This window comes from Nocardioides sp. cx-173 (assembly GCF_021117365.1).
In the GTDB taxonomy this organism is placed as follows: domain Bacteria; phylum Actinomycetota; class Actinomycetes; order Propionibacteriales; family Nocardioidaceae; genus Nocardioides.
In genome coordinates, this window is record NZ_CP088262.1 from 3792077 (window position 1) to 3817189 (window position 25113).

Sequence of the window (25113 nt, forward strand, 5' to 3'; positions counted from 1 at the left end):
GCTGGCCAGGTAATCCGGCCCCGTCATGGTCGCAGCCCACCAGTCCGGAGCAGGTCGTTCGTCGCCCCAGACGGCTCGGCACTCGCCCGACCCGGCAGGTCGCTCAGGAGGTCGGCGACCAGGCCGGCCACGAGCGCGGTCCGTCCGGCGATGGGCTCCACCAGGACGTGCTCGTGGTCGGCGTGGGCGCCGCCGCCCACGGCGCCGAGGCCGTCGAGGGTGGGGGTGCCGACACCGGCGGTGAAGTTGCCGTCGGAGGCGCCACCGACCGCGACGGAGGTGAGCTCGGGCAGCCCCAGTTCGGCCGCCAGGCGACGGGCCCGCGCGAAGAGCGCGGCCGACAGCGGCTCCTCCAGGGGCGGCCGGTTGGGACCGCCGAGCACCTCGACCACGGCCCCTTCGAGGACCGGCCGCAGCGAGCGCATCGCGGCGTCGACGCGGTCCTGCTCGGCGATCGTGCGGACCCGGGCGTCGACGGAGAATGACGCCGCCGCAGGGACCGTGTTGGTCGTGGTGCCGGAGCGCGCGGCGGTGGGGGTCACCGTCGTGCCCAGGTCCGGGTCGCCGAGCGCGGCGACGACCAGCGCCTGGTGGGCCAGCTCGAGGGTGGCGTTGACGCCCCGCTCGGGCTCGAGCCCGGCGTGGGCCGCGCGGCCGGTGACCCGCACGTCGTACAGCGAGACGCCCTTGCGGGCGGTCTTCAGGGCGCCGCCGTCGGCCGACGCCTCGAGCACCAGCGCGGCCGCGGCCTCGCGCGCCTCGTCCTCCACCAGCCCGCGCGAGCTGGGCGAGCCGAGCTCCTCGTCGCCCGTGACCAGCAGGGTGACGCCGTCCACGTCGTCGAGTGAGGCCAGCGCGTGGAAGGCCATCACCACGCCCGTGAGCATGTCGAAGCAGCCGGGGCCACGCAGCACGCCGTCCTCGACGGCGAACGGCCGCGACGCGAGCGTCCCCAGCGGCCACACGGTGTCGTGGTGGCCCACGAGCAGCACCCGGCGCGGACCGGAGCCGAGGCGCCAGCGCAGGTGCGTGACGCCGTCGAGCACCACCCGCTCCGGCGGTACGCCGAGGCGCGCGGCGCCCACGCGGGCGACCACGTCCGCGGACCGGGCGACGGCAGCGTGGTCGGAGGAGGGCGACTCGCACTCGACGAGCTCACGCAGGTCGGCGAGGAACGGATCCAGGAAGGCGTCCACTAGTCCACCCGCGGCGTCGCGCGGACGCCGTGATGCAGGTAGCGCTCCCCGGTCGGCAGCTCGTAGAACGTCACCGGCGCCCAGGTCTCCACACCCTCCGGGCGGAGCGCGAACAGCCCGGGCCCGGCCGGCACGAGCGGGTGCTCCTCCACCGGGTCCGGCAGCATCTCCGCGATCGTGCCGCTGATCGTGGTCCGCAGGCGCGGCCCGTCGTCGGCGACGAAGACCTCCATCAGGACCGAGTGCCGCCGGTAGGTGCCGACGTACGGCGCGATGTCGACCTCGGCGTCGGCCGGGGGCACGAACGGCTCGGCCATCTCGACGCCCGCGAGCTCGGCGAACAGCTCGCGGAAGAGGTCCTGGTAGAGGTCGCGGGCGTTGCCGCCGTTGGTGAGCAGCGTGACCGCGAGGCCCTGCTCGGGCAGGATCCGCAGGAACGCGCCCTGCCCGATGGTGTTGCCGTCGTGGCCGATCAGGCGGTCCTCGCCCCAGCCGAAGCGGATCCAGCCCAGGCCCCAGGAGTCGCCGAGCACGAGCCGGTCGGGCAGGTCGACCTCGTGCGCGGCCATCGCGGCCGCGCTCTCCTCGCTGAGCAGCCGGGTGCCGTCGGCGGCCACCCCGCCCTCGAGGTGCAGGCGCGCGAACGCCAACACGTCGGCCGCCGTGGCCGTGATCAGCCCGGCCGGGCCCAGCGAGCGCGGCAGCTGCCACACCGGGGCCACCATCGGCTCGCCCTCGTGCTCGAGGTGCCCCGTGGCCGCGCCGTGCAGCAGCGCCTCCTCGGGCAGGGTGATGGTCCTGGTCAGCCCGAGCGGCGTGAAGAGCCGCTCGCGCATGGCCTGGTCCCAGGTGGAGCCGGTGACCTTCTCGATGAGCCGGCCCACGAGCGAGTAGCCGGAGTTGCAGTAGGACCAGGTGGCGCCGAGCGGGTGGTTCTGGCCGGCGTCGGCGAGCAGTCCGACGTACTTCTCGAGGCAGTCGTCGCCGCGGCCGGTGTCGGTGAAGACGTCCCCGTCGATGCCGCTGGTGTGGTTGAGCAGGTGGCGCAGGGTGACGGTCTTGGTCACGTCGGGGTCCGTGAGGCGCAGCTCCGGCAGCACCTCGACGATCGGGGCGTCCAGCTCCAGCAGCCCCTCGTCGACCAGCTGCATGGCGACCGTGGCGGTCCAGACCTTGGAGATCGAGCCGATCTGGAACAGCGAGTCGTCGGTCGTCGGGACCTGCGTCTCCACGTTGAGCACGCCGTACGACGCGGTCACCAGCTCGTCATGGGTCTGCGGCGAGAGCCGCAGGATCCCGAGCTGGGCGCCGGGCACGTGGTGGCGTTCGGCGAGCTCGCCCAGGCGCCGCTCCCACTGCGCGAGGTCGATCGCGGGACGGCCCGCGGCGAGGGTGTGCTGCTCGAGCCAGCCGACCACGCGGTGGGCGTAGTCGAGCCGGTGCGTCGGCGGCCCGGTCAAGATGAACTCGTGGGACTGCTCGGGGTAGATGACCAGCTGGGTGGGGACGCCGAGCTGACGCAGCGAGGTGTGCCACTGCTGGGCCTGGCCGAGGTCGCAGCGCAGGTCGCCGCCGCCGTGCAGGATCAGGGTCGGGGTGCGGACGTCGGCGACGCGCGTGATCGGCGACATCGCGGCGTACCGCTCCGGCTCCTGCCACGGGGTGCCGCCCAGCTCGACGCTGCCCAGCAGGGCGCCGTCGTCGCAGGTGCCGTACATGCTCACCAGGTCGCTGACCACCCCGCCGGCGACGGCCGCGGCGAAGCGGTCGTCGTGCGCGGTGAGGTAGCAGGTCATGAAGCCGCCGTAGCTGTAGCCGGTCACGGTGAGGCGCTCGGGATCGGCGAGGCCCTCCGCGACCAGCGTGTCGACCGGCTCCAGGACGTCCTGGGCGTCGGCGACGCCCCACGCCCCGTTGACGGCGTCGTAGAACGACTCGCCGTAGCCGTCGCTTCCGCGGGGGTTGACCAGCAGCACGGTCCAGCCGCTGGCGACGAGCTCCTGGTGGTAGGCGTGGATCTCGTCGGCCGCGCCGTTCCACGCGTTGTGCGGTCCGCCGTGCACGTCGACCAGCAGGGGCCCCGGGCCGCTCAGCGCCGGGTCGCGCACGACCCAGCCCTGCACCTCGGTGCCGTCGGAGATGCCGAACGTGCGCGGGACCCGCTCGAACAGCTCGATGTCCGCGAGCGAGGCGCCGTGGTCGGTGAGCACCCGCTCCGCGCCCGAGGCCAGATCCACCAGCACGATCTCGCCGAACGACGTGGGAGTGGCCAGCGCCACGACCGCGGTGCCGCCGGCGACCGAGAGCCCGGAGACGACGCGTCCCTCTCCGGCGAGGACCGGACGGGCCTCGTGGCCGTCGACGACGTACAGGTGGGTGCAGCCGCGGTCTCGCAGGCAGAACAGCACCCCGCCGGGGGTCTCCACCGGGCGCGCGCCCGGGTACGCCGTCGCGCCGGGCATGACGTTGCGGTCCAGGTGTCCGGTCAGGTCGACCGGGTCGCCCCCGTCCACCGGGACGCGGAACAGCCGGGCGTGGCCCCGCGGGTCGCCGGGCCAGCCGATGACCAGCAGGTCGCCGTCGGGGGTGAAGCACGCGGTCGCGGCGACGCCGCCGGAGAACGCCACGACGCGGGGGCGCGCGCGGGCGTCGTCCACGTCGAGGAGGTGCACCCCCGTGCGGAAGGTGAGGTCGGCGTCCGCCCCGATCGAGCGGGTGAAGGCGAGGGTGCGGCCGTCGGCCGCCCACGCGGGCTCGCCGGCGTGGTGCGGCCCGTCGGTGACCCGGCGGCACTCGCCGCTCGCGAGGTCGAGCACGTGCAGCTGGCTGCGGACTGCGCCGTGGATGCCGGCACCGTCGGCCTGGTAGTCGAGGCGCTCGGAGACGATCGGGCCATTGCCGCGCGGGCTCGGCTCCACCGCCGCGGAGAAGGCGATCCGCAGTCCGTCCGGGCTCCACACCGGCGCCCCGGCGCCCAGCGGCAGGTCGGTGACCTGCTCGGGGTCGCCGCCGTCGGCCGGCAGCAGCCAGATCTGGCCGGGGCCGTCCTGGGCACGCAGGAACGCCAGGCGCGAGCCGTCGGGCGACCAGCGCGGGACGCTGTCGGCCGGGCCGCCGGTGAGCCCGCGGGGCCCCGGCGCTCCCGCACCGTCCGCCGTACCCACGATCCAGAGGCGGTCGACGTGGCGGTCCGCCTCGGTGTCGAGGGTGCGCACGACGTAGGCCACGCGGGTCCCGTCGGGCGAGATCGCCGGCTGGGAGGGGACCGCGAGGGCGGTCAGGTCGTCGATGCGCATCCGTCGGGTCACGAGGTGCTCCTTGTCGGGGTGGCCCGGGGGCCGGGGGGTGTGCCGGGGGAGGCTGCCGCGCGGGAGCCGGGGACCGCGGCGAGAAGCTCGCGGGTGTAGTCGTGCTGGGGCGCCACGAGGACCTCGGCGACGGGGCCCTGCTCGACGATCCGGCCCTGGTACATCACGGCCACGTGGCTCGCGACGTAGCGCACGACCGCCAGGTTGTGGGAGATGAACAGCATCGAGAGCCCGAGCTCGCGCTGGAGCTCGCGCACCAGGTTGAGCACGGCGCCCTGGATCGACACGTCCAGCGCCGAGGTGATCTCGTCGGCGATCACGACCTGAGGCTGCCCGGCCAGGGCACGGGCGAGGGCGACGCGCTGGCGCTGCCCCCCAGACAGCGCCGACGGCAGCACCCGCGACCGGGCGGGGTCGAGGTGGACGAGCTCGAGCAGGCGCTCGACCTCGACCGCCCGCTCGGCGCGCGACATGCCGGGCGGGATCGCCTCGGCGATGCTCTCGCCGATCGACATCCGCGGGTCGAGTGAGGAGTAGGGGTCCTGGAAGACCATCTGCAGCGGGCGCCGGCGACCGCGCTGGGGCACCGGCTCGCCGCCCAGCAGGATCCGGCCGCCGGAGAGCGGGGCCAGTCCGACCGCGGCGCGGGCGAGGGTCGACTTGCCGCAGCCAGACTCCCCCACCAGACCGACGACGGCGCCGGCCGGCACGGTCAGGCTGACGCCGTCGACGGCGGTGAAGGACCGGCCGGCGCCCTCGTAGCAGACCGTCACGTCCTCGAAGCGCAGATCGCTGGTGGCGCTCATCGGGGCTCCATCTCCACGAGCTCGCCGGTGCGCTCGCTCAGCTCGAGGGGCTCGCCCGCGTGCCAGCAGGCGACCAGGCTCCCCCCGCCGACCGGGGCCAGCGGGGGCTCCACCTCGCGACAGTGGGCGTCGGCGAGCGGGCAGCGGGCGGCGTAGGCACACCCCGGCGGCACATCGGAGGGGTCGACCGGGCGACCGGGCACGACGGCCAGCGGCCGGTCCAGATCGGTGTCCATGTCGGGGACCGCGGCGACCAGGGCGCGGGTGTACGGGTGCTGGGCGACCGTGGCCAGCCCGGCGGCCGGCAGGTCCTCGACGATCTTGCCGGCGTACATGACGAGCACCCGGTCGCAGACCTCGCCGACGACGGTCACGTCGTGGCTGATCAGGATGAGCGCGACGTCGTCGGCCTCGCGGATCGAGGCGAGCAGGTCGAGCACCTGCTGCTGGACGGTCACGTCCAGCGCGGTCGTGGGCTCGTCGGCGACGATCAGCGCCGGGTTGCCCATCACCCCCATGCCGATCATCGCGCGCTGGCGCATGCCGCCGGAGAACTCGTGCGGGTACTGCCGCGCGCGCTTCTCGGCGTCGGGGATGCGCACGGCGCGCAGGCGGTCCACCGCACGGGCGAAAGCCTGCTTGCGGTCCATGCCCTGGTGGTGGCGCGCCACCTCGGCGAGCTGGTTGCCCATCCGTCGGGTGGGGTTGAACGACGTCATCGGGTCCTGGAACACCATCGCCAGCGACGTGCCGAGCAGGTGCCGGTGGGCCGGAGCGCCGCCGTCACGCAGGTCGGTGCCGAGCAGCTCCAGCCGGCTGGCCTCGACCCGCCCGGTGTCGTCGATCAGCTGGGAGACGGCGAGCGCGGTGAGCGACTTGCCCGACCCCGACTCCCCCACGACGCCGACGGCCTCGCCGCGGCGCACGGAGAAGGAGACGCCGCGCACGGCACGGATCGGGCCGGTCGGGCCGGGGAACGTGACCCGCAGGTCGCGCACGTCGAGGACCAGACCGGGCTCGATGCCGTCGACGGCCTCCTCGGGCTCGCTCTCGCTGAGGCGGTCGACGGAGCCGGCCTCCTCCTCGTCCTCGGCGCGCAGCGGGACCCCCGCGACGGTGGACAGGCCGAGGCTCGTGGCGACCGACTCGCCGAACAGGTTGAACGCGAGGCCGGCGAGCAGGACGGCCGCGCCCGGCGCGAGCGCGGCTGCCGGGTTGACGTAGATGGAGCCGACGCCGTCGAAGAGCAGCCGGCCCCAGTCGTACTTGGGCTGCTGCACGCCGAGGCCGAGGAACGAGAGGCCGGCGAAGGAGAGCAGGGCCCCCCCGGCGCCGATGGTGGCGTTGACGACGAGGGGCTCGGCGATGTTGGGCAGTACGTGACGCAGCAGGATGCGCACCCGGCCGACGCCGGCGACCTGTGCCGCGGCGACGTAGTCGCGGGAGGCGACGCTGGCCACGAGGGTCTGCGTGAGGCGCCCCATCGTCGGTGCGCCGGCGAAGCCGATGGCGAGCACCGCACCGGTGGCGCCGACACCGAACACCACCGCGAAGAACAGCGCCAGCAGGATGCCCGGGAAGGCGACGGCGATGTTGATGCCGGCGCTGACCAGCCGACCGGCCCGGCGGCCCAGCAGGAACGAGCCCGCGCCGAGGATCAGGCCGGCGACCACGGCGATCGCCGTCGCCGCGAGCGCGAGCTGGACCGAGAGCCGCGTCGCCACCAGGGTGCGGAAGAAGATGTCGCGCCCGAGGTTGTCGGTGCCGGCCCAGTGGTCGCCGGAGGGCCCGGCCAGGATGTTGCCGGTGTCCACGGCGTTCGCGTCGTCGGTCCACAGGATCGGCGCCACCACGGCCAGCAGCAGCACCCCGAGCGTGAGCACGCTCGCGGCCAGGCCCAGGGGGGTGCGGAGCACTCTCAGCCAGCGGCGCATGGTCAGTCCTCCCGGATCGTCGAACGGGGGTCGAGCAGCGCCAGCGCCACGTCGACCGAGGTGTTCACGAGCAGCACGCCGACGCCGTACACGATCACGATCGCCTGCACGACCTGGTAGTCCTTGTTGAGGATCGAGGAGACGATGGTGCTGCCCAGCCCGGGCCAGGCGAACACGTTCTCGACGAGCACCGTGCCGGCGACCATGGCGCTGAGGATCAGCCCGCCCAGGGTGAGCGAGGCGGTCAGCGCGTTGGGCAGGGCGTGACCGAGGTAGACGGTGCCCGACGGCAGCCGCTTGGCGCGTGCGGTGCGGATGAAGTCGGCCTGGAGCACCGACACCATCTCCACCCGGACGATCCGCGACAGGATCGCGGCCGGGCCGATGGCGAGCGAGAGCACCGGCAGCACGTAGGCGTCCGGGCTGCCGTTGCCCGCCACCGGGAGCCAGCCGAGGTTGACGCCGAAGACGTAGACCAGGCCGACGCCGATCAGGAAGTCCGGGATGATGCCGAGGATCACGCTGGTGGTGGTGAACGCGAGCTCGGTGCGCCGACCGTGGCCGCGCCGGGTCAGGACGCCCATCGCGACGCCCATCGGCACCGCCACGACGATCGCGACCAGGAACGCCAGCAGCGCGAGCTGCAGCGTCGCCGGCAGCCGCTGGGACACGATCTGCGACACCGGCAGCTGCGAGACCAGCGAGGTGCCGAGGTCACCGGTGAAGAGGTGCTGGAGGTAGTGCCAGTACTGCACGGGCAGCGGGTCGTCCAGGCCCATCTCCGCGCGCCTGGCCGCGACCAGGCCGGCCGGCGCCGTCGGTCCCAGGGCCGCTCGCACCGGGTCGCCCGGGATCAGGTGGATCATCAGGAACGACGCGGTCACCAGGACCCACAGGGACACCAGCAGGCGCCCGAGACGGCGTACCCCGAACCGCACCCACGGGTGGGTGGTCAAGCCCACCCGTGGGGTCGACGGGGCGAGCGTGGTCGCCTGGGTCATGGGCTACTTCGCCAGCATCCGGATGCTCGTGGGCACGAGCTGCCCCGGGTACTCGAACTCGGCGCCGTTGCCGAAGGTCTTCACCTGGTTGTTGGCGAAGGGCACCAGGTCGGCCGCGGCGACCAGGTTGGACTCGGCCTCGAGCCAGGTGTCGCAGCCCTCGACGCCGTTCATCGCGGTCGCCTCCTGCACCGCCGCGGTGTAGTCGGGGTTGTCGATCCCGGCGAAGTTCGTGCCGCCCTCGGCCACGCCGGGTCCGGACAGGAACGGCACCAGCTGGTCGGGGCTGCTCACGTTGAGCGGGACCCACGCGATGTCCCAGTCGCCGGTGCCGAAGATGACGCCCTGGAGGGCCGTCTCGTCCAGTGCCTTGGTCGTGACCTTGGCGCCGGCCGCCTCCCACTGCTGGGCGGCGAGCTCGGCCGCCGCGGACACGGCGGTGCCGGCGGCGCTGGAGTAGAGGAAGGTGACCTCCCTGCCGTCGAGGGCGGCCTTGGCCGCGTCGACGTCCTGGGCGGGCAGGGCCTCGGAGATCGAGTCACCCGGGCACGAGGTGGGCGCCAGGGAGGCCAGGGTCGTGGCCGGCGTGCCCTCGCCGGCGGTGGCCACCGACGCGAGCTCGTCGAGGTCGAGGGCCGTGGTGAGCGCCATCCGCACCTCGGCGTCGCTGGTCTCGCGGCCCTCGTTGTGGTTGTACCACTGCTCACCCACCATGGCGGGGGTGCTGTTGGAGAAGAGCTTCGCACCGTCCAGGCGCTTGACGTCCGGCCCCTGGATCGTGGCCGCGTTGACCTCGCCGGAGAGCAGCAGGTTGGCGGCGGTGCCCTCGTTCTGGACGACCTTCATGATCACGGTGTCCGGCATGCCGGTCTCGTCGGTGCTCGCACCGTCGGGTCCCCAGGCGTAGCCGTCGCGGATCTGGTAGGTGTAACGGTCGCCCGGGACCGCCTCGGTGAGCTCGTACGGCCCGGTGCCGGCGGTCTCCGCGGCCAGCGACGGGCGGTCGGCCAGCCCCGACTCGCACACCATCGGCAGGCTGGCGAAGCCGTTGAGGACGAACGGCGCGGGCTGCGCGAGCGTGACGGTCACGGTGCCCGCGGCGTCGTCGGCCTTGGCGGTGGCGCCCGCCGGCAGGAAGGTGCCGAGGTACGGGCTCTTGCTCTTCGGGTCGCCCACGTAGGCGATGTTGTCGACGACCGTGGTCGCGGTGAAGTCGCTGCCGTCGGCACAGGTGATGTTGTCGTTCAGGGTGAACGTGACCGTCGTGCCGTCGACCGTCCACTCGGATGCGAGCTGCGACTCGATCTCGCCGTCCCCGTTGACCGCGACCAGGTTGTCGTAGGCGAGCTGGTTGACGGTGAACAGCTGGGTGCTGGCCGACGAGTGCGGGTCGAGCTTGCCGGGGTCGCCGGCGATCGCCATCGTGAACGTGCCGCCGTCGACGACGTCGCCTCCTCCGGACGGCGAGCCGGGGTCGTCACCGCCCCCGCCGCAGCCGGCGAGCAGGGCAGTGGTGACGCTCAGGCCGAGAGCAGTGGCGGTCAGCTTCATGGGGTTCCTCTGGTGACGTGGTGCGTGGTTGCGGAGTGGGTGGACGGGTCAGGCACCGGCGCGGCGTACCGCGCGGCCGACGTGGAGATACAGCGCGTGACCCGCGCCGTCGTCACCGAGAAACGCGTGCGGCATGAACATGCCTCGGTCGGCCTCGATCGGGATGAGGCTGTCGCCGTCGTAGTGGACGAGCTCCTTGCGCTCGGGCTTCTCGCCCAGCTCCTCGGCGATGCCGCTCGGCTTCAGGTCCATCCAGATCCGCCCGTCGTCCCCCTGGGAGATGTCGATGTCGAACACCTCCGCGGAGTAGGTGCCGACATAGCGGGAGGCGTCGATGGCCTCCGCCTCGGCGGGCGGCGCCGGCAACGCGGGCAGGGTGACGTCGGCGAGCTGGAGGAGCAGGTGGGAGTAGAGGTCGCGGTAGAGGGAGAAGGCGTCGCCGCCGTTGGTGAGCAGGGCGATCGCCACCCCGCGCTCGGGCACCGTGCGCAGGAACGCCGCCTGGCCGATGGTGTTGCCGTCGTGGCCGACGAGCACGCCGTCCGGCGTCTCGAACAGCTCCCAGCCCAGGCCCCAGTGCGTGCCCATCAGGCCGAGGTCGGGCAGCGCCACCTGCGCCTCCTGCATCGCCGCGACGCTCGCGGGCGAGAGCACCTGCGTGCCGTCGGCGGCGACCCCGCCCTCCAGGTGCATCCGGGCGAAGGTCACCAGGTCGCGCGGGCGCATCGCGAGCATCGAGCCGGCCGGGCTGTTCGAGCGGGCCATCGCCCAGACCGGCGCCGCCTCGTACGGCGCGTCGGGCGCGGGCTGCAGGTGGCCGACGGCGGCGCGGAACAGGATCGCCTCGTAGGGGCCGGTGGCAGCGTGGGTGAGCCCCAGCGGCGCGAACAGGTGGTCGCGCAGGCAGGCGTCGTACGGCTTCTCGCGCAGCACCTCGACCAGGCGGCCCAGGACGCAGTAGCCGGCGTTGTTGTAGGAGAAGAGCTCACCCGGAGGGAACAGCTGGGGCACCTCGTGCAGGACGTCGAGGTACTTCTCGACGCAGTCGTCGCCCGTGCCGGTGTCGGTGAAGATGTCGCCCTCGAAGCCGGCGGTGTGCGAGAGCAGCTGGCGGGTCGTGATCTTGACCGCGGCCGCCTCGTCGGCGATGCGGAACTCCGGCAGGTAGGTGCGGATCGGCAGCTCGAGGTCGAGCCTGCCCTCGTCGACGAGCTGCATGACCAGGGTCGCGGTCCAGACCTTGGTGACCGAGCCGATCTGGAAGACCGAGTCCGGGGTCGCCTCCACGCCGGTGGCCCGGCTCAGGAGACCTGCCGCGTGGTCGACCACCTCGCCGCCGGCCAGGACGGCCACTGCGGCACCGGGGACGTCGTACTTCTCGATGAGCGCCGGGAGCTGCTCGGCGATCCAGGTCTCGACGTCGGTGAGTGCTGTCATGTACATCACGCTAAGGAGCGAGGCCCCCTGCCGTGTTGGTCCGGCGCCACAAGGCGCGCGGGAGCGATCCGTCGCCACGGACAAGTCGGACGCCACACCGAGGCGGCCGAGAGATCACCCCACGACCTCGAACCGCAGGCCGGCGCGCTGCAGGCGGGACAGGAGGTGGTCCCCCATCGCCTGTGCCGTCGTCACCTGTCCGGCGGTCTCGGGGTTGTCGTCCAGGACCAGGCACAGGGCCGACTCGCCGAGCATCTTGGCGGTCTCGCCGTAGCCGGGGTCGCCACCGGAGACCCGAGTGTGCACGGTGCGGCCGTCGCCCTCCCCCACGAAGTCGACCGTGAACCACGACCGGGCCCGCTTGGCCTCGTCGGGACCCTCCCCCTGCGCGACCCGGCCCAGCAGCAGCTTGCGCAGCGCAGGCACCTGGGCCGACAGCGCCATCGCGGCGACGGCGGCCGTGCCACCGGCGGCATAGCGCAGCGTCTTGGTGCCCGCGTAGTGGGAGTAGCGGAAGCTCGACCCGTACGCCGGCAGCGCGGCACCCGAGCGCGCCACCACGAACGGGTCGAGGGTCGGCAACGGCAGCAGCCAGAAGCCGAGCTGTCGGTCACGGTGCGGCTTGCCCGCGACCGCGCGGGAGGACCGACCGTCGGCCGGCTTCGGCTCCAGCCGGCGCCGGGCCGCCCAGGCCTCCTTGGACTGCTTCGGCCGCGACATCGCGTTGATGGCGGAGTGGAAGGTGCCGCCGGAGAACATCCCGCTCGCGCGCACGACGCCGCGCAGGGTCACCGCACCCGAGGCGGCGAGCTGCTGCACGGTGAAGTAGGCGCCCAGGTCGTGCGGGATCGAGTCGAAGCCGCAGGCGTGGACCAGCCGGGCGCCGGTGCGCACGGCGGTGGCGTGATGGGCCACGTACATGCGGTCGACGAACTCCGGCTCGCCGGTGAGGTCCACGTAGTCGGTGCCGGCCTCGGCGCAGGCGGCGACCAGGGGCTCGCCGTGCTCCAGGTAGGGCCCGACCGTGCTGATCACCACGCGGGCGCGGCCCGCGACGTCGGCCAGCGAGGCGGGGTCCGTGACGTCGGCGGGCAGCAGGTCGAGGCCGGCCAGCTCCGCGCGCTCCGGGTGGGCCTCGGCCAGCCTGTGCCGTACCTGCTCGAGCTTGTCGGGGCTCCGGCCCGCGAGAGCCCAGCGCAGGCCCTCCGGTGCGTGCTCGGCGAGGTACGCGGACGTGAGGCCGCCGGTGAACCCGGTCGCTCCGAAGACAACGACGTCGTACTCGCGAGACTCTGGTGAGGGCATGGGTCATCGTGGCACTGACCAAGATCTGGAGGGAACCGGGTCCGGTGGCCACCTCGTCGTACCCCTAGCCGACCCCACGAGCCCCGAGGACGACACCACCGCATGGATCCCGACACCGAGTTCGCCGCCTACGCCGAGGAGGCGTGGCCGGCCCTGGTCCGCTCGGCGGTGTTCCTCGGCTGCCGGCTGCCCGAGGCCGAGGACCTCGTCCAGACCACGCTGGCGCGCTGCTACTCCGCGTGGTCGAAGGTGCGAGCGGCCGACAACCGGGACGCCTACGTCTACCGGATGCTGGTCAACGGCCTGCGCGACAGCAAGCGGCGGCGGTGGTGGGGCGAGCAGGCGACCGAGGTGCTGCCCGAGGGCCGCACCGGAGCCCGCGACCTCATGGCCGACGTCGACACCGCCGACGCCATCCACCGGGCCATGGCGGGGCTCAGCAAGGTCAACCGGGACGTCGTCGTCCTGCGCTACTTCGCGCAGCTCACCGAGCAGCAGACCGCCGAGGCGCTCGGCGTGCCGCCCGGCACCGTCAAGAGCCGCCTGTCCCGGGCGCTCGCCCAGCTCGCCTCCGACCACCACCTCGCGGACCTCAGCGACAGCCGCAGCCCGAGGAGGGCGCCATGAACGACCTCGAACGCCTCTGGGACGACCTGCCCGTCGGACCGGCGCCCGTCGCCGACATCATGCGGGCCGGCGGCCGGCGTCCCGCCCGCCGACGGGTCGTGCGGCCGCTGGTGCGCGGCGCGGTCGTGGCGGGGATCGCCGCGGCCTTCGTCGCCGGGGTCCTGGTCGGCCAGCCGTCGCCGGACGGCGGCCGCCCCGGACCGGTCCCGCCGGGCGGCGACACGGCGCCAATCACGCCGGCGGCGTTCCACGGCGACCTGCAGCCGGCCGCCTCGTGCGAGGCGCTGCGGACCTCCTACGTCGAGCGGGCGCTGGAGATCGTGGGGCCGTTCGGGTGGCAGGAGTACGGCTACCGCGGGCCGTGGATGCTCGACGGGGCCATGGCGCGTGGCGGACTCCCGTCACCGTCCCCTGCGGGGGCGGCCAGCTCGCAGGTGGCGAAGTCCTACCAGTCCCTCAGCAGCGCCACCGGCACCAACGTGCAGGAGGCCGGCGTCGACGAGCCGGACCACGTCAAGACCGACGGCGAGGTGCTCGTTCGGGTCGAGGGCGACCTGCTGACGACGTACGACGTCGGTGGCGAGGAGGTCTCCGAGCTGGCCTCGCTGGACCTGGGCGACCTGCTCGACGCCGAGATCCTGCTGGCCGGCGACACGGTCGTGGCGATCGGCCGCCTCGGCCGGGACGGCGCGGGGACCCGGGTGGTCACCGTGGACGTCGCCGACCCGGCGACGCCGGTCGTGGTCGAGACCGTCGACTACACCAGCGCGCTGGTCACCGCCCGCCAGCACGGGCAGGACGTGCGGCTGGTGCTGCAGTCGGGGCTGCCCGACCTGCCGTTCGTGGAGCCGCGCCGCGGGGGCGGCACGGGCAAGGAGCGGCGACGTGACGCGCTGCGCGCCAACCGCGAGGTCGTGCGGGCCTCCACCCTCGACGACTGGATCCCGCGCGTGGCCGGCGAGGCCGGCACCGAGCAGCTCGTGGCGTGTGGCGACGTCGCGATCCCCGAGGCCGACCTCGCGCTCGACACGATGGCGGTGGTGGGCTTCGCGGCCGACTCCCCCGCCGAGCTCCGCACGCTGGGACTGGCCGGCTCCGCCCCCCTGGCCTACGAGTCGCCCGACCACCTGTACCTCGCCACCCAGGCCGACCCCTGGGGCTGGTGCTGCTTCGACTCGATCATCGGCGCTCCGCGGACGGTCGTGCCCGTGGACGACGGCGTCACGCACGTCTTCGACTTCGCGCTGGACGGCGTCGGGGCGTCGTACGTCGGGTCCGGGGAGGTGGAGGGCGCCGTCGCCGACCGCTGGTCGATGGACGAGCACGACGGCGTGCTGCGGCTGGCCGTCGGCCCGACGCAGGAGACGGGCGACTTCAACTCGGTCGTGACGCTCCAGGCGCAGGGCGACGAGCTGGTCGAGATCGGCCGCCTCGACCACCTCGGCGACGGCGAGCAGATCCAGTCGGTGCGATGGTTCGGGTCCCTGGCGATCGTCGTCACCTACCGCCAGATCGACCCGCTCTACGCCGTCGACCTCACCGACCAAGCCGCGCCGCGCCTCGGCGGCGAGCTCAAGATCCCCGGCTTCTCGGAGTACCTGCACCCGCTCGGCCAGCACTGGCTGGTCGGCATGGGCCAGGGCCCGGGCGAGCGCGGGCGCTGGGGTGCGCAGGTGTCGCTGTTCAACATCCACGACCTGGCGCGGCCGCGACGCCTCGACGTGCTGAAGTACGCCGGCGGCTCGACCGCGATGGCCGGCCAGGACCCCCGCCAGTTCACCTGGCTCGGCGCCGAGCGGGTCGCGCTCACCGTCGTCGAGCGGGGCCGCACCGGCTACGTCTCGGTCCTGTCCTTCGCCGGCGAGGAGATCGCCAACCGCATGGTGGAGGTCGATCACGGCAGGGACGTCGCCGACATCCGTCTCGTCCCCCTCCCCGAGGGCCGCGTCGCCCTCGTCACCGCCGACGACGTCGAGCTCTTCCCCCTCTGAGCACCGACCCGTCACCAACTCACGCCATTCCCCGCTGACCCGTCAGAAAGTTTCTGACGGGTCAGCGGGGAGGCGACGTAAACTCGGCCGCATGTGCCGCAACATCCGCCCGCTCAACAACTTCGAGCCGCCGGCCACGCGCGACGAGGTCACGGCGGCGGCGCTGCAGTACGTCCGCAAGGTGTCGGGGACGACCAAGCCGTCGCAGGCCAACCAGGCGGTCTTCGACCGGGCCGTGCAGGAGATCGCGCACCTGACCCAGCACCTGCTCGACGACCTGGTGACCACCGCGCCGCCCAAGGACCGCGAGGTCGAGGCGGCGAAGGCGCGGGCGCGCGCCGAGCTGCGCTACGCGCGCTGAGGGCTCATGACCGCCCTCCCGACCGGCACGACGTACGACGCCGCCTGCGCCCTCCTGGCCGGCGGACCGCTCGTCGTGCTCACGGGTGCCGGGCTCTCGACCGACTCCGGCATCCCGGACTACCGCGGGCCGGGGTCGCCGGCGCGGGCCCCGATGACCTACCAGGAGTTCGTGTCGGGACCGGCCGCCCAGCAGCGCTACTGGGCGCGCAGCCACCTGGGCTGGGGCCGGATGCGGCACGCCGCCCCCAACGACGGCCACCGAGCCCTGGCCAGGCTCGACCCCGAGCTGCTCATCACCCAGAACGTCGACGGGCTGCACGAGGCGGCCGGGTCGCGGCGGCTGGTCGCGCTGCACGGGCGGATCGCCGACGTCGTGTGCCTGAGCTGCCGGGCGACCTCGTCGCGGGTGGCCCTGCACGAGCGGATGACAGCGCTGAACCCCGGCTTCGCCGAGCGCCACGCGACCGCCGAGGCCCGGCCCGACGGCGACGTGGAGCTCGACGACACCGCCGGCTTCGTGGTGCCGGCCTGCGAGGGGTGCGGCGGGGTGCTGAAGCCCGACGTCGTCTTCTTCGGAGAGAACGTCCCGGCGCCCCGCGTCGAGCGCTGCTACGCGGCGGTCGAGGCGCTGGCGTCCGCGGGCGGCACGCTGCTCGTGGCCGGGTCCAGCCTGACCGTGATGAGCGGCCTGCGGTTCGTCCGCCGGGCCGCGAAGCTCGGCGTGCCGGTGGTGATCGTCAACCGCGGCACCACCCGAGGCGACGAGCACGCGACGTACAAGCTGGATGTCGGGTGCTCGGAGTTCCTGGCGGCGCTGGCGGGCTGAGCGGCGAGCGTCAGAGCAGCCGCTTGACGAAGATGTGATCGGCGGCGTCGGGGACGATCTCGGCGGTCTCGCCTCCGGAGCCGACGAGGACGCCGTCGTCCGTGGCGACGACGGTGACGGTCTTGTCGGGCAGGGCGCCGACGCGGCGCATGGCGCTCATCAGGGCCTCGTCCTTCTGCATCTCCTCGGAGATCCGGCGCACGAGCACCCGCCCCTCCTCGGCGCCGGCGGCCTGGGAGAGCGACTCCACGCCGTCCATGAAGTCCTCGCCGACCTCGACCTGGCCGAGCTCCTCGAGACCGGGGATCGGGTTGCCGTACGGCGAGGCGGTGGGGTGGTCGAGCAGCTGGAGCAGGCGGCGCTCCACGGTCTCGGACATCACGTGCTCCCAGCGGCACGCCTCCTCGTGGACGAGCTCCCAGTCGAGGCCGATGACGTCGGTCAGCAGCCGCTCGGCGAGCCGGTGCTTGCGCATCACCCGGGTCGCGAGCTGGAGACCGACATCGGTGAGCTCGAGGTGCCGGTCGCCCTGCACGGTGAGGAGTCCGTCGCGCTCCATCCGGGCCACCGTCTGCGACACCGTCGGGCCGCTCTGGTGAAGCCGCTCCGCGATGCGGGCACGCAGCGGCACGATGCCCTCCTCCACGAGCTCGTAGATCGTGCGGAGGTACATCTCGGTGGTGTCGATCAGGTCGCTCACGCACCCATTCTGACGCATGCGTGGATGTCCCTGGCATCGTGGAGGCGATGCCCGCCGTCATGTGGTTCCGCCGCGACCTCCGCACCCGCGACAACCCCGCCCTCGCGGAGGCGTGCGCCGAGGCGGAGGTGCTCCCGCTGTTCGTGCTGGACCCGGCTCTCTGGGGCCCCGCCGGCCCCTCCCGTCGCAGCCACCTGACGGCCTCCCTGCGCGCCCTGGGCGCCGCCGTCCCGCTGGCGGTCGTGCACGGCGATCCCGTACGGCGCGTGGTCGAGGCCGCCCGGGAGGTCGGCGCCCAGCGGGTCCACGTGGCGGCCGACTTCGGCCCCTATGGTCGCGCCCGCGACGCCGCCGTCGAGCGCGCGCTCGCCGACGTCGGCGTCGAGCTCGTCCGCACCGGCTCGCCGTACGCCGTCGCGCCGGGGCGGGTGACCAACGGCAGCGGGGAGCCCTACCGGGTCTTCACCCCGTACTCGAAGGCCTGGGCCGAGCACGGCTGGCGCGCGCCCGTCGACGCGCCGGCCGAGCCGGCCTGGCTGCGCCTGCGCGAGACGACCGGCCTGCCGGACACCCGGCTGCCGGAGGGGCTCGACCTGCCGGAGGCGGGCGAGGCCGCGGCGCACCGTCGCTGGGCGGACTTCCTGGACGTGGTCGCGGGCTACGGCGACGAGCGGGACCGGCCGGCCGTCGACGGGACCTCCCGGCTCTCGGCGCACCTCAAGTACGGCGAGATCCACCCCCGCACGCTGCTGGCCGACCTGGCGGCGCTGCCCGGCCCCGGCGCGGCGAGCTACCGCAAGGAGCTGGCCTGGCGGGAGTTCTACGCCGACGTCCTGCTCGCCCGGCCGCGCACGGCCCGGGACTACCTGCGTCCCGAGTACGCCCGGATGCGCTACGACGACCCCCGCGACCAGCTCGAGGCCTGGCAGGAGGGCCGCACCGGCTTCCCCGTGGTCGACGCGGGGATGCGCCAGCTGCGCGCCACCGGCTGGATGCACAACCGGATGCGGATGGTCACGGCCAGCTTCCTGGTCAAGGACCTGCACGTCGAGTGGCAGCACGGGGCCCGCCACTTCATGCGCTGGCTGGTCGACGGCGACCTGGCCTCCAACCAGCACGGCTGGCAGTGGGTGGCCGGCAGCGGCACCGACGCCTCGCCGTTCTTCCGGGTCTTCAACCCCACCAGCCAGGGCCGCCGCTTCGATCCGGAGGGTGCCTACGTACGCCGGTGGGTACCCGAGCTGACCGACGTCGCCGATCCGCACGACCCGGGCCCCGACGACCGCGACCGGGTGGGCTACGCGCACCCGATCGTGGATCATGCGCAGGAGCGCCGCGAGGCCCTCGCCCGCTGGGAGGAGATCCGATGAACCCGCCGACCGACCGGCTGATCGTGCCCCGACGCTTCTGCGGACCGCCCTCGTCCGGCAACGGCGGCTGGACCGCCGGCGCCCTGGCGGCGACGATCCCGCACGACGCCGGCCGCGGTCACTCCTGGCCCGCGGTCACCGTGGCGCTGCGCCAGCCGCCCCCGTTGGACGTCGCGCTGCCGCTGACCGACGACGCCGGCGCCCGCGTCGCGACGTACGACGGCCGGCCGGTCGCGCAGGCCTGGCTCACCGAGCGCGACCTCGAGCCGGTGGGGCCGGTGCCCGCCGACGAGGCGCGGGCCGCCGAGGCGGCGTACCCCGGTCTGCGCTCGCACCCCTTCCCCACCTGCTTCGCCTGCGGCACCGAGCGCGAGGCGGGCGATGGACTGCGGATCTTCCCCGGCGAGGTGACCCCGGAGGACGGCCAGACCCGCGCGGCCGGGACCTGGACGCCGCGCCCGAGCCACGCGGAGGACTGGCACGAGTACCGCGACGACGTGCCGCACGCGTCGCTGCCGGTCACCTGGGCGGCGCTCGACTGCGTCGGCGCCTGGGCCGCCGACATGGCCGACCGGCCGATGGTGCTCGGGACCATGACGGCGCGGGTGGACGCCCTGCCGGTGATCGACGAGGAGCACGTGGTGGTCGGAGCCGCTCGCGGCCAGGAGGGCCGCAAGACGTTCACGGCCTCGACGCTCTACGACGCCGACGGACGGGTCGTGGCGTGCGCCGAGCACGTCTGGATCACCATCGAGCCGGCGGCGTTCGCATGAGCGGGCGCGAGTGGTGGCGCCAGGCGGTCGTCTACCAGGTCTACGTGCGCAGCTTCGCCGACTCCGACGGCGACGGCGTCGGTGACCTGCCCGGCATCACCTCGCGGCTGCCGTACCTGCGCGACCTCGGTGTCGACGCGGTCTGGGTGACGCCGTTCTACCGCTCCCCCCAGCACGACCACGGCTACGACGTCGCCGACTACACCGACGTCGACCCGCTGTTCGGGACGTTGGCCGACGCGGACGCGCTGGTGAGCCGCGCGCACGACCTCGGGCTGAAGGTCATCGTGGACCTGGTGCCCAACCACACCTCGCACGAGCATGCCTGGTTCCAGGCCGCGATGGCCGCCAGGCCCGGGAGCCCGGAGCGGGCCCGCTACCTCTTCCGCACCGGCCGCGGCGCCGACGCCGGCGAGCCGCCCAACAACTGGCTCTCCGTCTTCGGCGGCCCCGCCTGGACCCGCGTGGGCGACACCGACCAGTGGCACCTCCACCTGTTCGACAGCACCCAGCCCGACCTCGACTGGCGCAACCCCGAGGTCGCGGCGATGTTCGCGGACGTCCTGCGCTTCTGGCTGGACCGCGACGTCGACGGCTTCCGCGTGGACGTGGCGCACGGGCTGCTCAAGGAGGAGAGCCTGCGCGACCAGCGCGGGCAGCGCACCGAGGTCGACCACTTCGAGATGGGCGGCCTCGCCGAGGACGCCCCGATGTGGGACCAGCCCGAGGTCCACGAGGTCTACCGCCAGTGGCACCGCATCCTCGCCGAGTACGCCGGCGACCGAATGGCCGTCGCGGAGGCCTGGACCAGCACCGTGGAGGCCAACGCCGCCTACGTGCGCCCCGACGAGCTGCACCAGGCGTTCAACTTCGACTGGGTGCTGGCGCCGTGGTCGGCCCCGGCCTTCGCGGAGGTGATCGAGCGCACCCTCCCGGCCATGGCGGCGGTCGGCGGCACGCCCACGTGGGTGCTGAGCAACCACGACGTGCAGCGCCACGCGACCCGCTACGGCGGCGGAGCGGTCGGGCGGGCGCGGGCCCGCGCGGCGACCCTGCTCTCGCTGACCCTGCCCGGCTCCGCCTACCTCTACCAGGGCGAGGAGCTCGGCCTGGAGGACGTCGAGGTGGCGCCGGAGCACCGCCAGGACCCGTCCTGGTTCCGCACCGGCCAGCCGGGGCGCGACGGCTGCCGGGTGCCCATGCCCTGGTCGGGCGACCGACCGCCGTACGGCTTCGGGCCGGGCACCGGCCAGCCCTGGATCCCGCAGCCCGACGACTGGGCGCCGCTGACGGTGGCGGCGCAGGAGGCCGACCCGGCGTCCACGCTCGCGTTCTACCGACGCGCCCTGGCGCTACGGCGGGAGTGGCTGCGCGACGCCGGCGACGACGTCACCCTCACCGTGCTCGACGACGTCCTCACCGTGCGCCGGGGCCAGGTGACGCTGGCGGTCAACTGCGGCTCGCGCGCCGCTCCGCTGCCCGCAGGCGAGACGCTGCTGGCCACCGGGCCCGCCGACGGTGGGCTGCCGCCCGACACCGCGATCTGGGTCAGGACGAGCTGACGGAACCGGACTGCTCCCGACCGGGCTGGTCCCGACCGGGCTGCTCGGTCCCGCTCGGGCCGTCACCGTCCCGGTGCGATGCGGTCATAGGCTCGAAGTAGGTGCCGCCGAACGGCGAGAAGCCCGAGGGGTACGTCGTGAAGGTCAGGACGGGCGCGGACCAGTCGACGCTCCGGGCGCTGTCCATCTGCACGGTGCCGATTGGCCAGTTCCACGCGGAGCTGTACTTGGACAGGTCGACGCTCACGCGGGCGACTCTGTCGTTGCTCGGCTGGAAGCCGCTGATGGCCACGCTGAACCTGGTCCCCTGATTCCAGGCGTCGCTGAACGTCACCCCGTCGACGTTGCAGGTCCCGATGACCTCGCCGGTGAAGTTGCTCAGCACCTCGCACTTGTCGCCACCCCCGGTCTCCCAGGTTCCCGACGTCGCCTGCGCGGTGAACGCGGCCCCGTCGCTCCACCCCGCGGCCGTCCGGGTCGCGGTCGTCGCGACGACGAGGACGGCGGCAAGGAGGGCGCCGATGGCGGCGAACAGGCGCCGGCACGTGGCGGGCCAGGTCATGCGCTGGCTCCCTTCTCTGATCACGTTGTCACTGGTTCGAGTGCAGACCTGGGTGCGGCCGTGCCGGGCACGGCCGCACCCAAGGCCGTTACCGGTCCTGACCCGACGAGGCACCGACCAGGTCACGCGCCTCGTGGTCCTGCTGCGGGTCGCGCGCCACGTCCTGGTGCCTGCCCGCCGGACCAGAGTCGGAGCGGCGCATCAGGCTCAGCGCGAGGATCGCTGCGACCCCGATCATCAGCGGGATCGCCACGCTCGGCTCCTTGAGCCGCATCAGCGCCTCCCCCAGGCCGGCGAACTGCCAGCGCGGGGACAGCACCGTGTCGTCGGTGACGACGTACTCACCGGCGTCGGGGCTGTCGTTGGCGTCGCCCTGCATGCGGACGTGCCACGAGCCGTCGTCGTGCTGCGTCACCTCGGTGACGCGGTGCGTGACGAGCCGGTCCGTGACGTCGTTGCGCAACGACAGGACGTCCCCGACCTCGACCTCGTCGATCGGGACGGGGGTCGCGACCAGCAGGTCGCCCGTCTCGATCTCCGGCTCCATGGACCCGGAGACGACGACGAGCGGCTGGATCACTCCCAGCGTGCTGGCGGCCCACACTCCCAGGCTGAAGACCCCGAGGACCGCGAGGACCCACACCAGGATGTCAGCGGCCGTGCGCACGAGGCGCACGGCCACCGCGCGGCCCGCCATCTATCAGGACTCTCCGGTGAACTGCAGGGTCAGCGTCCCCTCGGCGCCCTGGTACTCCTCGGGCCAGTCGTCCGGGGTCGTGACCTGCAGGATCACCGTGTCGGTGGCACCGGCGTCGAGCTCGAAGGTCGACGGGTCGTGGATCGTCGCCGACGCCGGCGCGTCTCCGTCGAACAGCGCACCGTCCGTGGTCAGGACGCCCTTGCCGAGCGTCAGCGGCACGCTGCTGGCGTTCTTCAGCTGCAGCGCGATGCTCTCGTCGGCACCCTGGTTGAGGTTCTCGAACGCGGAAGCGGGGATCGCCACGGCGTTGTCCACGGTGTCCGCGTCGAACCAGGTGTTGCCACCGTCGACGCTGGCCTGCAGCTCGACCTTCTCGACGGCGCTCGCGCTGCCCGCGAACCAGGCGTCGTCGGTCCAGGTCGCACTGGTCAGCGCGGCTCCGACGCCCAGGACAGCGACGCCGGCGAGACCGAAGCGGACGATCGCGCCGCGGCGGCGGCGCTTGTCGCGCTCCTGCTCGGTGGCTGCGACATCGGTCGCAGTCGTACTCATGTCCTACTCCTCTCTCTTCGGCATAGGCAGGACACAGTCGGCGCGCGCCACGACGTCCGGGCATGACCCACCGACCTCCCGCTGGTGTGCGCCAGGCGGTCGCCCCGCCGGGAACGCCCGGCGGAGGAGGTCGCTGCACGACCGGGGCGGCGGAGCCGCGGCCCGACGGCCGTCATAGACGCTGCGCGACTACCACAATTCTAAGCAATCCGGCACCCCGCCCAACGCGCGTGCCCATGAGGTTGGTCACGCGTCGCGGCCCGGGTCAGGGCTGGTCGATCGGGTCCGCTGCCGGGCCGGCCCGGTCGATGACCTGCGGCGACCTGCTGAGCACCTCGTTGTAGTCGCTGAGCAGGCTGGTCAGGTGCTCCAGGCGCTCGTCGGGCCAGTCGCCGAGCCGCTCGTCGAGCCACTTGCGGCGGTGCGCGGCGACCTCGGCGAGGCGCGCGACCGCGTCGTCGGTGGCCGAGACCAGCCAGGCCCGGCGGTCATCGGGGTCCGGCAGCCGGACCACGAGCCCGAGGTCCACCAGGTGCTGCACCTGACGGCTGATCGCGCCCTTGTCCGTGGAGAAGATCTCCGCCATCGAGGAGGCTCGCAGGGGGCCGTGCTCGGCGACGTAGCCCAGCATCAGGTACGCCGCCGGCTGCAGGTCCTCGTGCACGAGCTCGGCCCTGACGGCCACGACCCGCTTGACGCGGCGCATCATCACGCCCACCTCCTGCTCGAGGTGGCGCAGCAGCTCGGCTCTGGTCACCGGGAGGCCGGCTCTTCGGCCTCGGCGGCCACGAAGTTGGAGGTGCGCAGCGGCACCTCCTTGATGAACAGGACGCAGATCAGCGCGGCGACCGCGAACGGCGTGGCGACCAGGAACACGTGGCCCACGGCCTCACCGAACGACGCCTCGTACAGCGCCCGGATCGGCGCGGGCAGCGTGTCCAGGTCGGGGATCGCCCCGCTCGAGTGCGAGTCGGGCCGGATGTGCATCTTGGCAAGTCCGTCCTTGACGCTGTCGGCGACCTGGGTGGCCAGGATCGCGCCCAGCGCGGAGACACCGGTCGCGCCGCCGAGCGAGCGGAAGAACGCGACGACCGAGCTGGCGGCGCCCATGTCCTCGATGGGGGTGTTGTTCTGCACCGAGAGCACGAGGTTCTGCATGGTCGCGCCCAGGCCCACACCGACCAACGCCATGAAGGCGCCGACGACGACGAGGTCGGTCTTCTCGTCGATGGTGCCGAGCAGGAACAGCCCGGCGATCACCAGCACCATCCCGCCCACGAGCCAGCGCTTCCACAGGCCGGTGGTGGTGATGATCCGCCCGCTGACGATCGAGGAGACCAGCAGCCCGCCGACCATCGCGATCGACATCAGGCCGGCCTCGGTGGGCGACATGCCTCGGGCGAGCTGGAAGTACTGGCTGAGGTAGACCGTCGAGCCGAACATCGCCACGCCCACCATGACCGACGCGATCGTGGCCAGGGCGGTCGTGCGGTCGCGGAAGAGGCGCAGGGGGATGATCGGGTCGGCGGCGACGCGCCACTCGACATACACGGCGACGGCGATGACGGCGATGCCGGCGCTGAGCATCAGCACGGTCGTGCGGGAGGCCCAGTCGAACTGCTGCCCGGCCAGGGAGACCCAGACCAGCAGGATGCTGACCCCGCCCATGATGAGGGTCGCGCCGAGGTAGTCCACGTGCACCTTGCGCCGTACGACGGGCAGGTGGAGGGTCCGCTGGAGGACGACGAAGGCCAGTGCGGCGATGGGCAGGCCCACGAAGAAGCAGCCGCGCCAGCCGAGGGGGCTGTCGACGATCAGGCCGCCGATGAGCGGGCCGCTGACCGTGGCGACCGCGAGGACCGCGCCGATGTAGCCGGAGTAGCGGCCGCGCTCGCGCGGGCTGACCATGCTGGCGATGACGACCTGCACCAGCGCGGTCAGGCCGCCGACGCCGAGGCCCTGCAGGGCACGGGCGCCGATCAGAACCCCCATGGTGGGTGCGAAGGCGGCGACCAGGGAACCGGCCGAGTAGATGACCAGCGCGGTCTGGACGAGCAGCTTCTTGCTGAACAGGTCGGCGAGCTTGCCCCACAACGGCGTGGTGGCCGTCATCGTCAGCAGCGTCGCGACGACCACCCAGGTGTAGCCGGTCTGGCTGCCCTTGAGGTCGGTGACGATCACGGGCAGCGCGTTGGACACGACCGTGCTCGACATCATGGCGACGAACATCGCGAGCAGCAGGCCGCTCAGGGCCTCCAGGATCTCGCGGTGGGTCATCTGGACCGGGGCCTGCCCCGCCCGAGTGGACGCGGTGGACGGCGGGGTGGACGCGGCGGACGGGGGGACTGCCTGTGACACGGAAGCTCGATTCATGCTAGAAGGTTGCCGAGATCAACTATATCCCGTGCTTGCCGTCACCGGTATCCACTGTGTCGAGGCCCACGCCGGGCGGGAAATGCAGCGACCCGCAGGCGTGGCCTTCCGGAGAAGACCGCTCCGGGGGACGTGATCCCGGATCGCCTGCGGGTCGGGTAGCTGCTAGGAATTCG

21 protein-coding genes are annotated in these 25113 nt (G+C 73.3%); 7 read left to right on the forward strand and 14 right to left on the reverse strand.

Going from position 1 to position 25113, the window contains the following annotated elements; all coding sequences use genetic code 11:
* Positions 1 to 23: 23 nt before the first annotated feature.
* The 8 genes from LQ940_RS18595 to LQ940_RS18630 form a co-directional block, all read right to left on the reverse strand.
* The gene (locus tag LQ940_RS18595) at positions 24 to 1196 is read right to left on the reverse strand and encodes a M20 family metallopeptidase (protein ID WP_231241487.1); all 1173 of its coding nucleotides are present in this window, start codon (positions 1194 to 1196) and stop codon (positions 24 to 26) included.
* The gene (locus LQ940_RS18600) at positions 1196 to 4504 is read right to left on the reverse strand and encodes a serine hydrolase (RefSeq protein WP_231241488.1); all 3309 of its coding nucleotides are present in this window, start codon (positions 4502 to 4504) and stop codon (positions 1196 to 1198) included. Before LQ940_RS18600 ends, LQ940_RS18595 begins: the two co-directional genes overlap by 1 nt.
* Entirely contained in the window at positions 4501 to 5310 is an 810-nt protein-coding gene (locus LQ940_RS18605; protein WP_231241489.1) for an ABC transporter ATP-binding protein, read from the reverse strand. Before LQ940_RS18605 ends, LQ940_RS18600 begins: the two co-directional genes overlap by 4 nt.
* Entirely contained in the window at positions 5307 to 7244 is a 1938-nt protein-coding gene (locus LQ940_RS18610; protein ID WP_231241490.1) for a dipeptide/oligopeptide/nickel ABC transporter permease/ATP-binding protein, read from the reverse strand. Before LQ940_RS18610 ends, LQ940_RS18605 begins: the two co-directional genes overlap by 4 nt.
* 2 nt (positions 7245 to 7246) lie before the next feature.
* The gene (locus LQ940_RS18615) at positions 7247 to 8245 is read right to left on the reverse strand and encodes an ABC transporter permease (RefSeq protein WP_231241491.1); all 999 of its coding nucleotides are present in this window, start codon (positions 8243 to 8245) and stop codon (positions 7247 to 7249) included.
* 3 nt (positions 8246 to 8248) lie between these two features.
* Positions 8249 to 9796 (reverse strand): ABC transporter substrate-binding protein, encoded by a 1548-nt coding sequence (locus LQ940_RS18620; RefSeq protein ID WP_231241492.1) that lies wholly within the window; start codon positions 9794 to 9796, stop codon positions 8249 to 8251.
* A gap of 48 nt (positions 9797 to 9844) precedes the next feature.
* A complete protein-coding gene (locus LQ940_RS18625) occupies positions 9845 to 11233 on the reverse strand; it encodes a serine hydrolase domain-containing protein (protein ID WP_231241493.1) in 1389 nt (462 codons plus the stop codon).
* A gap of 114 nt (positions 11234 to 11347) precedes the next feature.
* Positions 11348 to 12538, reverse strand: a complete 1191-nt coding sequence (locus LQ940_RS18630) for a saccharopine dehydrogenase family protein (protein WP_231241494.1) — start codon at positions 12536 to 12538, stop codon at positions 11348 to 11350.
* 102 nt (positions 12539 to 12640) lie between these two features.
* Between LQ940_RS18630 and LQ940_RS18635 the strand changes: the two genes are divergently transcribed.
* The 4 genes from LQ940_RS18635 (at position 12641) to LQ940_RS18650 (ending at position 16345) form a co-directional block, all read left to right on the forward strand.
* Positions 12641 to 13165, forward strand: a complete 525-nt coding sequence (locus LQ940_RS18635) for a SigE family RNA polymerase sigma factor (RefSeq protein WP_231241495.1) — start codon at positions 12641 to 12643, stop codon at positions 13163 to 13165.
* Entirely contained in the window at positions 13162 to 15156 is a 1995-nt protein-coding gene (locus LQ940_RS18640; RefSeq protein ID WP_231241496.1) for a beta-propeller domain-containing protein, read from the forward strand. The genes LQ940_RS18635 and LQ940_RS18640 overlap by 4 nt, the downstream gene beginning before the upstream one ends.
* 91 nt (positions 15157 to 15247) lie before the next feature.
* Entirely contained in the window at positions 15248 to 15517 is a 270-nt protein-coding gene (locus LQ940_RS18645) for a DUF2277 domain-containing protein (protein WP_231241497.1), read from the forward strand.
* A 6-nt stretch (positions 15518 to 15523) separates the two neighbouring features.
* Entirely contained in the window at positions 15524 to 16345 is an 822-nt protein-coding gene (locus LQ940_RS18650; RefSeq protein ID WP_231241498.1) for a Sir2 family NAD-dependent protein deacetylase, read from the forward strand.
* Positions 16346 to 16355: 10 nt separating this feature from the next.
* Here LQ940_RS18650 and LQ940_RS18655 read toward each other — a convergent pair whose 3' ends face one another.
* Entirely contained in the window at positions 16356 to 17045 is a 690-nt protein-coding gene (locus LQ940_RS18655; protein WP_231241499.1) for a metal-dependent transcriptional regulator, read from the reverse strand.
* A 47-nt stretch (positions 17046 to 17092) separates the two neighbouring features.
* Here LQ940_RS18655 and LQ940_RS18660 point away from each other — a divergent pair, with 47 nt between their 5' ends.
* Genes LQ940_RS18660 through LQ940_RS18670 form a run of 3 tightly spaced genes read left to right on the forward strand, consistent with a single transcriptional unit; the run spans position 17093 to position 20750 of the window.
* Positions 17093 to 18415 carry a cryptochrome/photolyase family protein gene (locus tag LQ940_RS18660; RefSeq protein WP_231241500.1) on the forward strand — a complete coding sequence of 441 codons (1323 nt, stop codon included), beginning with the start codon at positions 17093 to 17095 and terminating at the stop codon, positions 18413 to 18415.
* Positions 18412 to 19188 carry a hypothetical protein gene (locus tag LQ940_RS18665; RefSeq protein WP_231241501.1) on the forward strand — a complete coding sequence of 259 codons (777 nt, stop codon included), beginning with the start codon at positions 18412 to 18414 and terminating at the stop codon, positions 19186 to 19188. The genes LQ940_RS18660 and LQ940_RS18665 overlap by 4 nt, the downstream gene beginning before the upstream one ends.
* Complete coding sequence (locus tag LQ940_RS18670; protein ID WP_231241502.1) at positions 19185 to 20750, forward strand: glycoside hydrolase family 13 protein; 1566 nt, start codon at positions 19185 to 19187, stop codon at positions 20748 to 20750. Before LQ940_RS18665 ends, LQ940_RS18670 begins: the two co-directional genes overlap by 4 nt.
* Here the strand turns inward: LQ940_RS18670 and LQ940_RS18675 are convergent.
* The 5 genes from LQ940_RS18675 to LQ940_RS18695 form a co-directional block, all read right to left on the reverse strand.
* Positions 20737 to 21312, reverse strand: coding sequence for a hypothetical protein (locus LQ940_RS18675; protein ID WP_231241503.1), 576 nt, complete (start codon positions 21310 to 21312; stop codon positions 20737 to 20739). The genes LQ940_RS18670 and LQ940_RS18675 overlap by 14 nt on opposite strands.
* Positions 21313 to 21400: 88 nt before the next feature.
* Positions 21401 to 22009, reverse strand: coding sequence for a signal peptidase I (locus tag LQ940_RS18680; protein WP_231241504.1), 609 nt, complete (start codon positions 22007 to 22009; stop codon positions 21401 to 21403).
* Positions 22010 to 22012: 3 nt separating this feature from the next.
* Positions 22013 to 22564, reverse strand: coding sequence for a hypothetical protein (locus LQ940_RS18685; RefSeq protein ID WP_231241505.1), 552 nt, complete (start codon positions 22562 to 22564; stop codon positions 22013 to 22015).
* A 265-nt stretch (positions 22565 to 22829) separates the two neighbouring features.
* On the reverse strand, positions 22830 to 23321 hold the full coding sequence (locus tag LQ940_RS18690) for a MarR family winged helix-turn-helix transcriptional regulator (RefSeq protein WP_231241506.1): 492 nt from the start codon (positions 23319 to 23321) through the stop codon (positions 22830 to 22832).
* Positions 23318 to 24922: an MDR family MFS transporter gene (locus LQ940_RS18695; protein WP_308217421.1), complete on the reverse strand. Its 1605-nt coding sequence runs from the start codon at positions 24920 to 24922 to the stop codon at positions 23318 to 23320. The genes LQ940_RS18690 and LQ940_RS18695 overlap by 4 nt, the downstream gene beginning before the upstream one ends.
* Positions 24923 to 25113 lie beyond the last annotated feature (191 nt).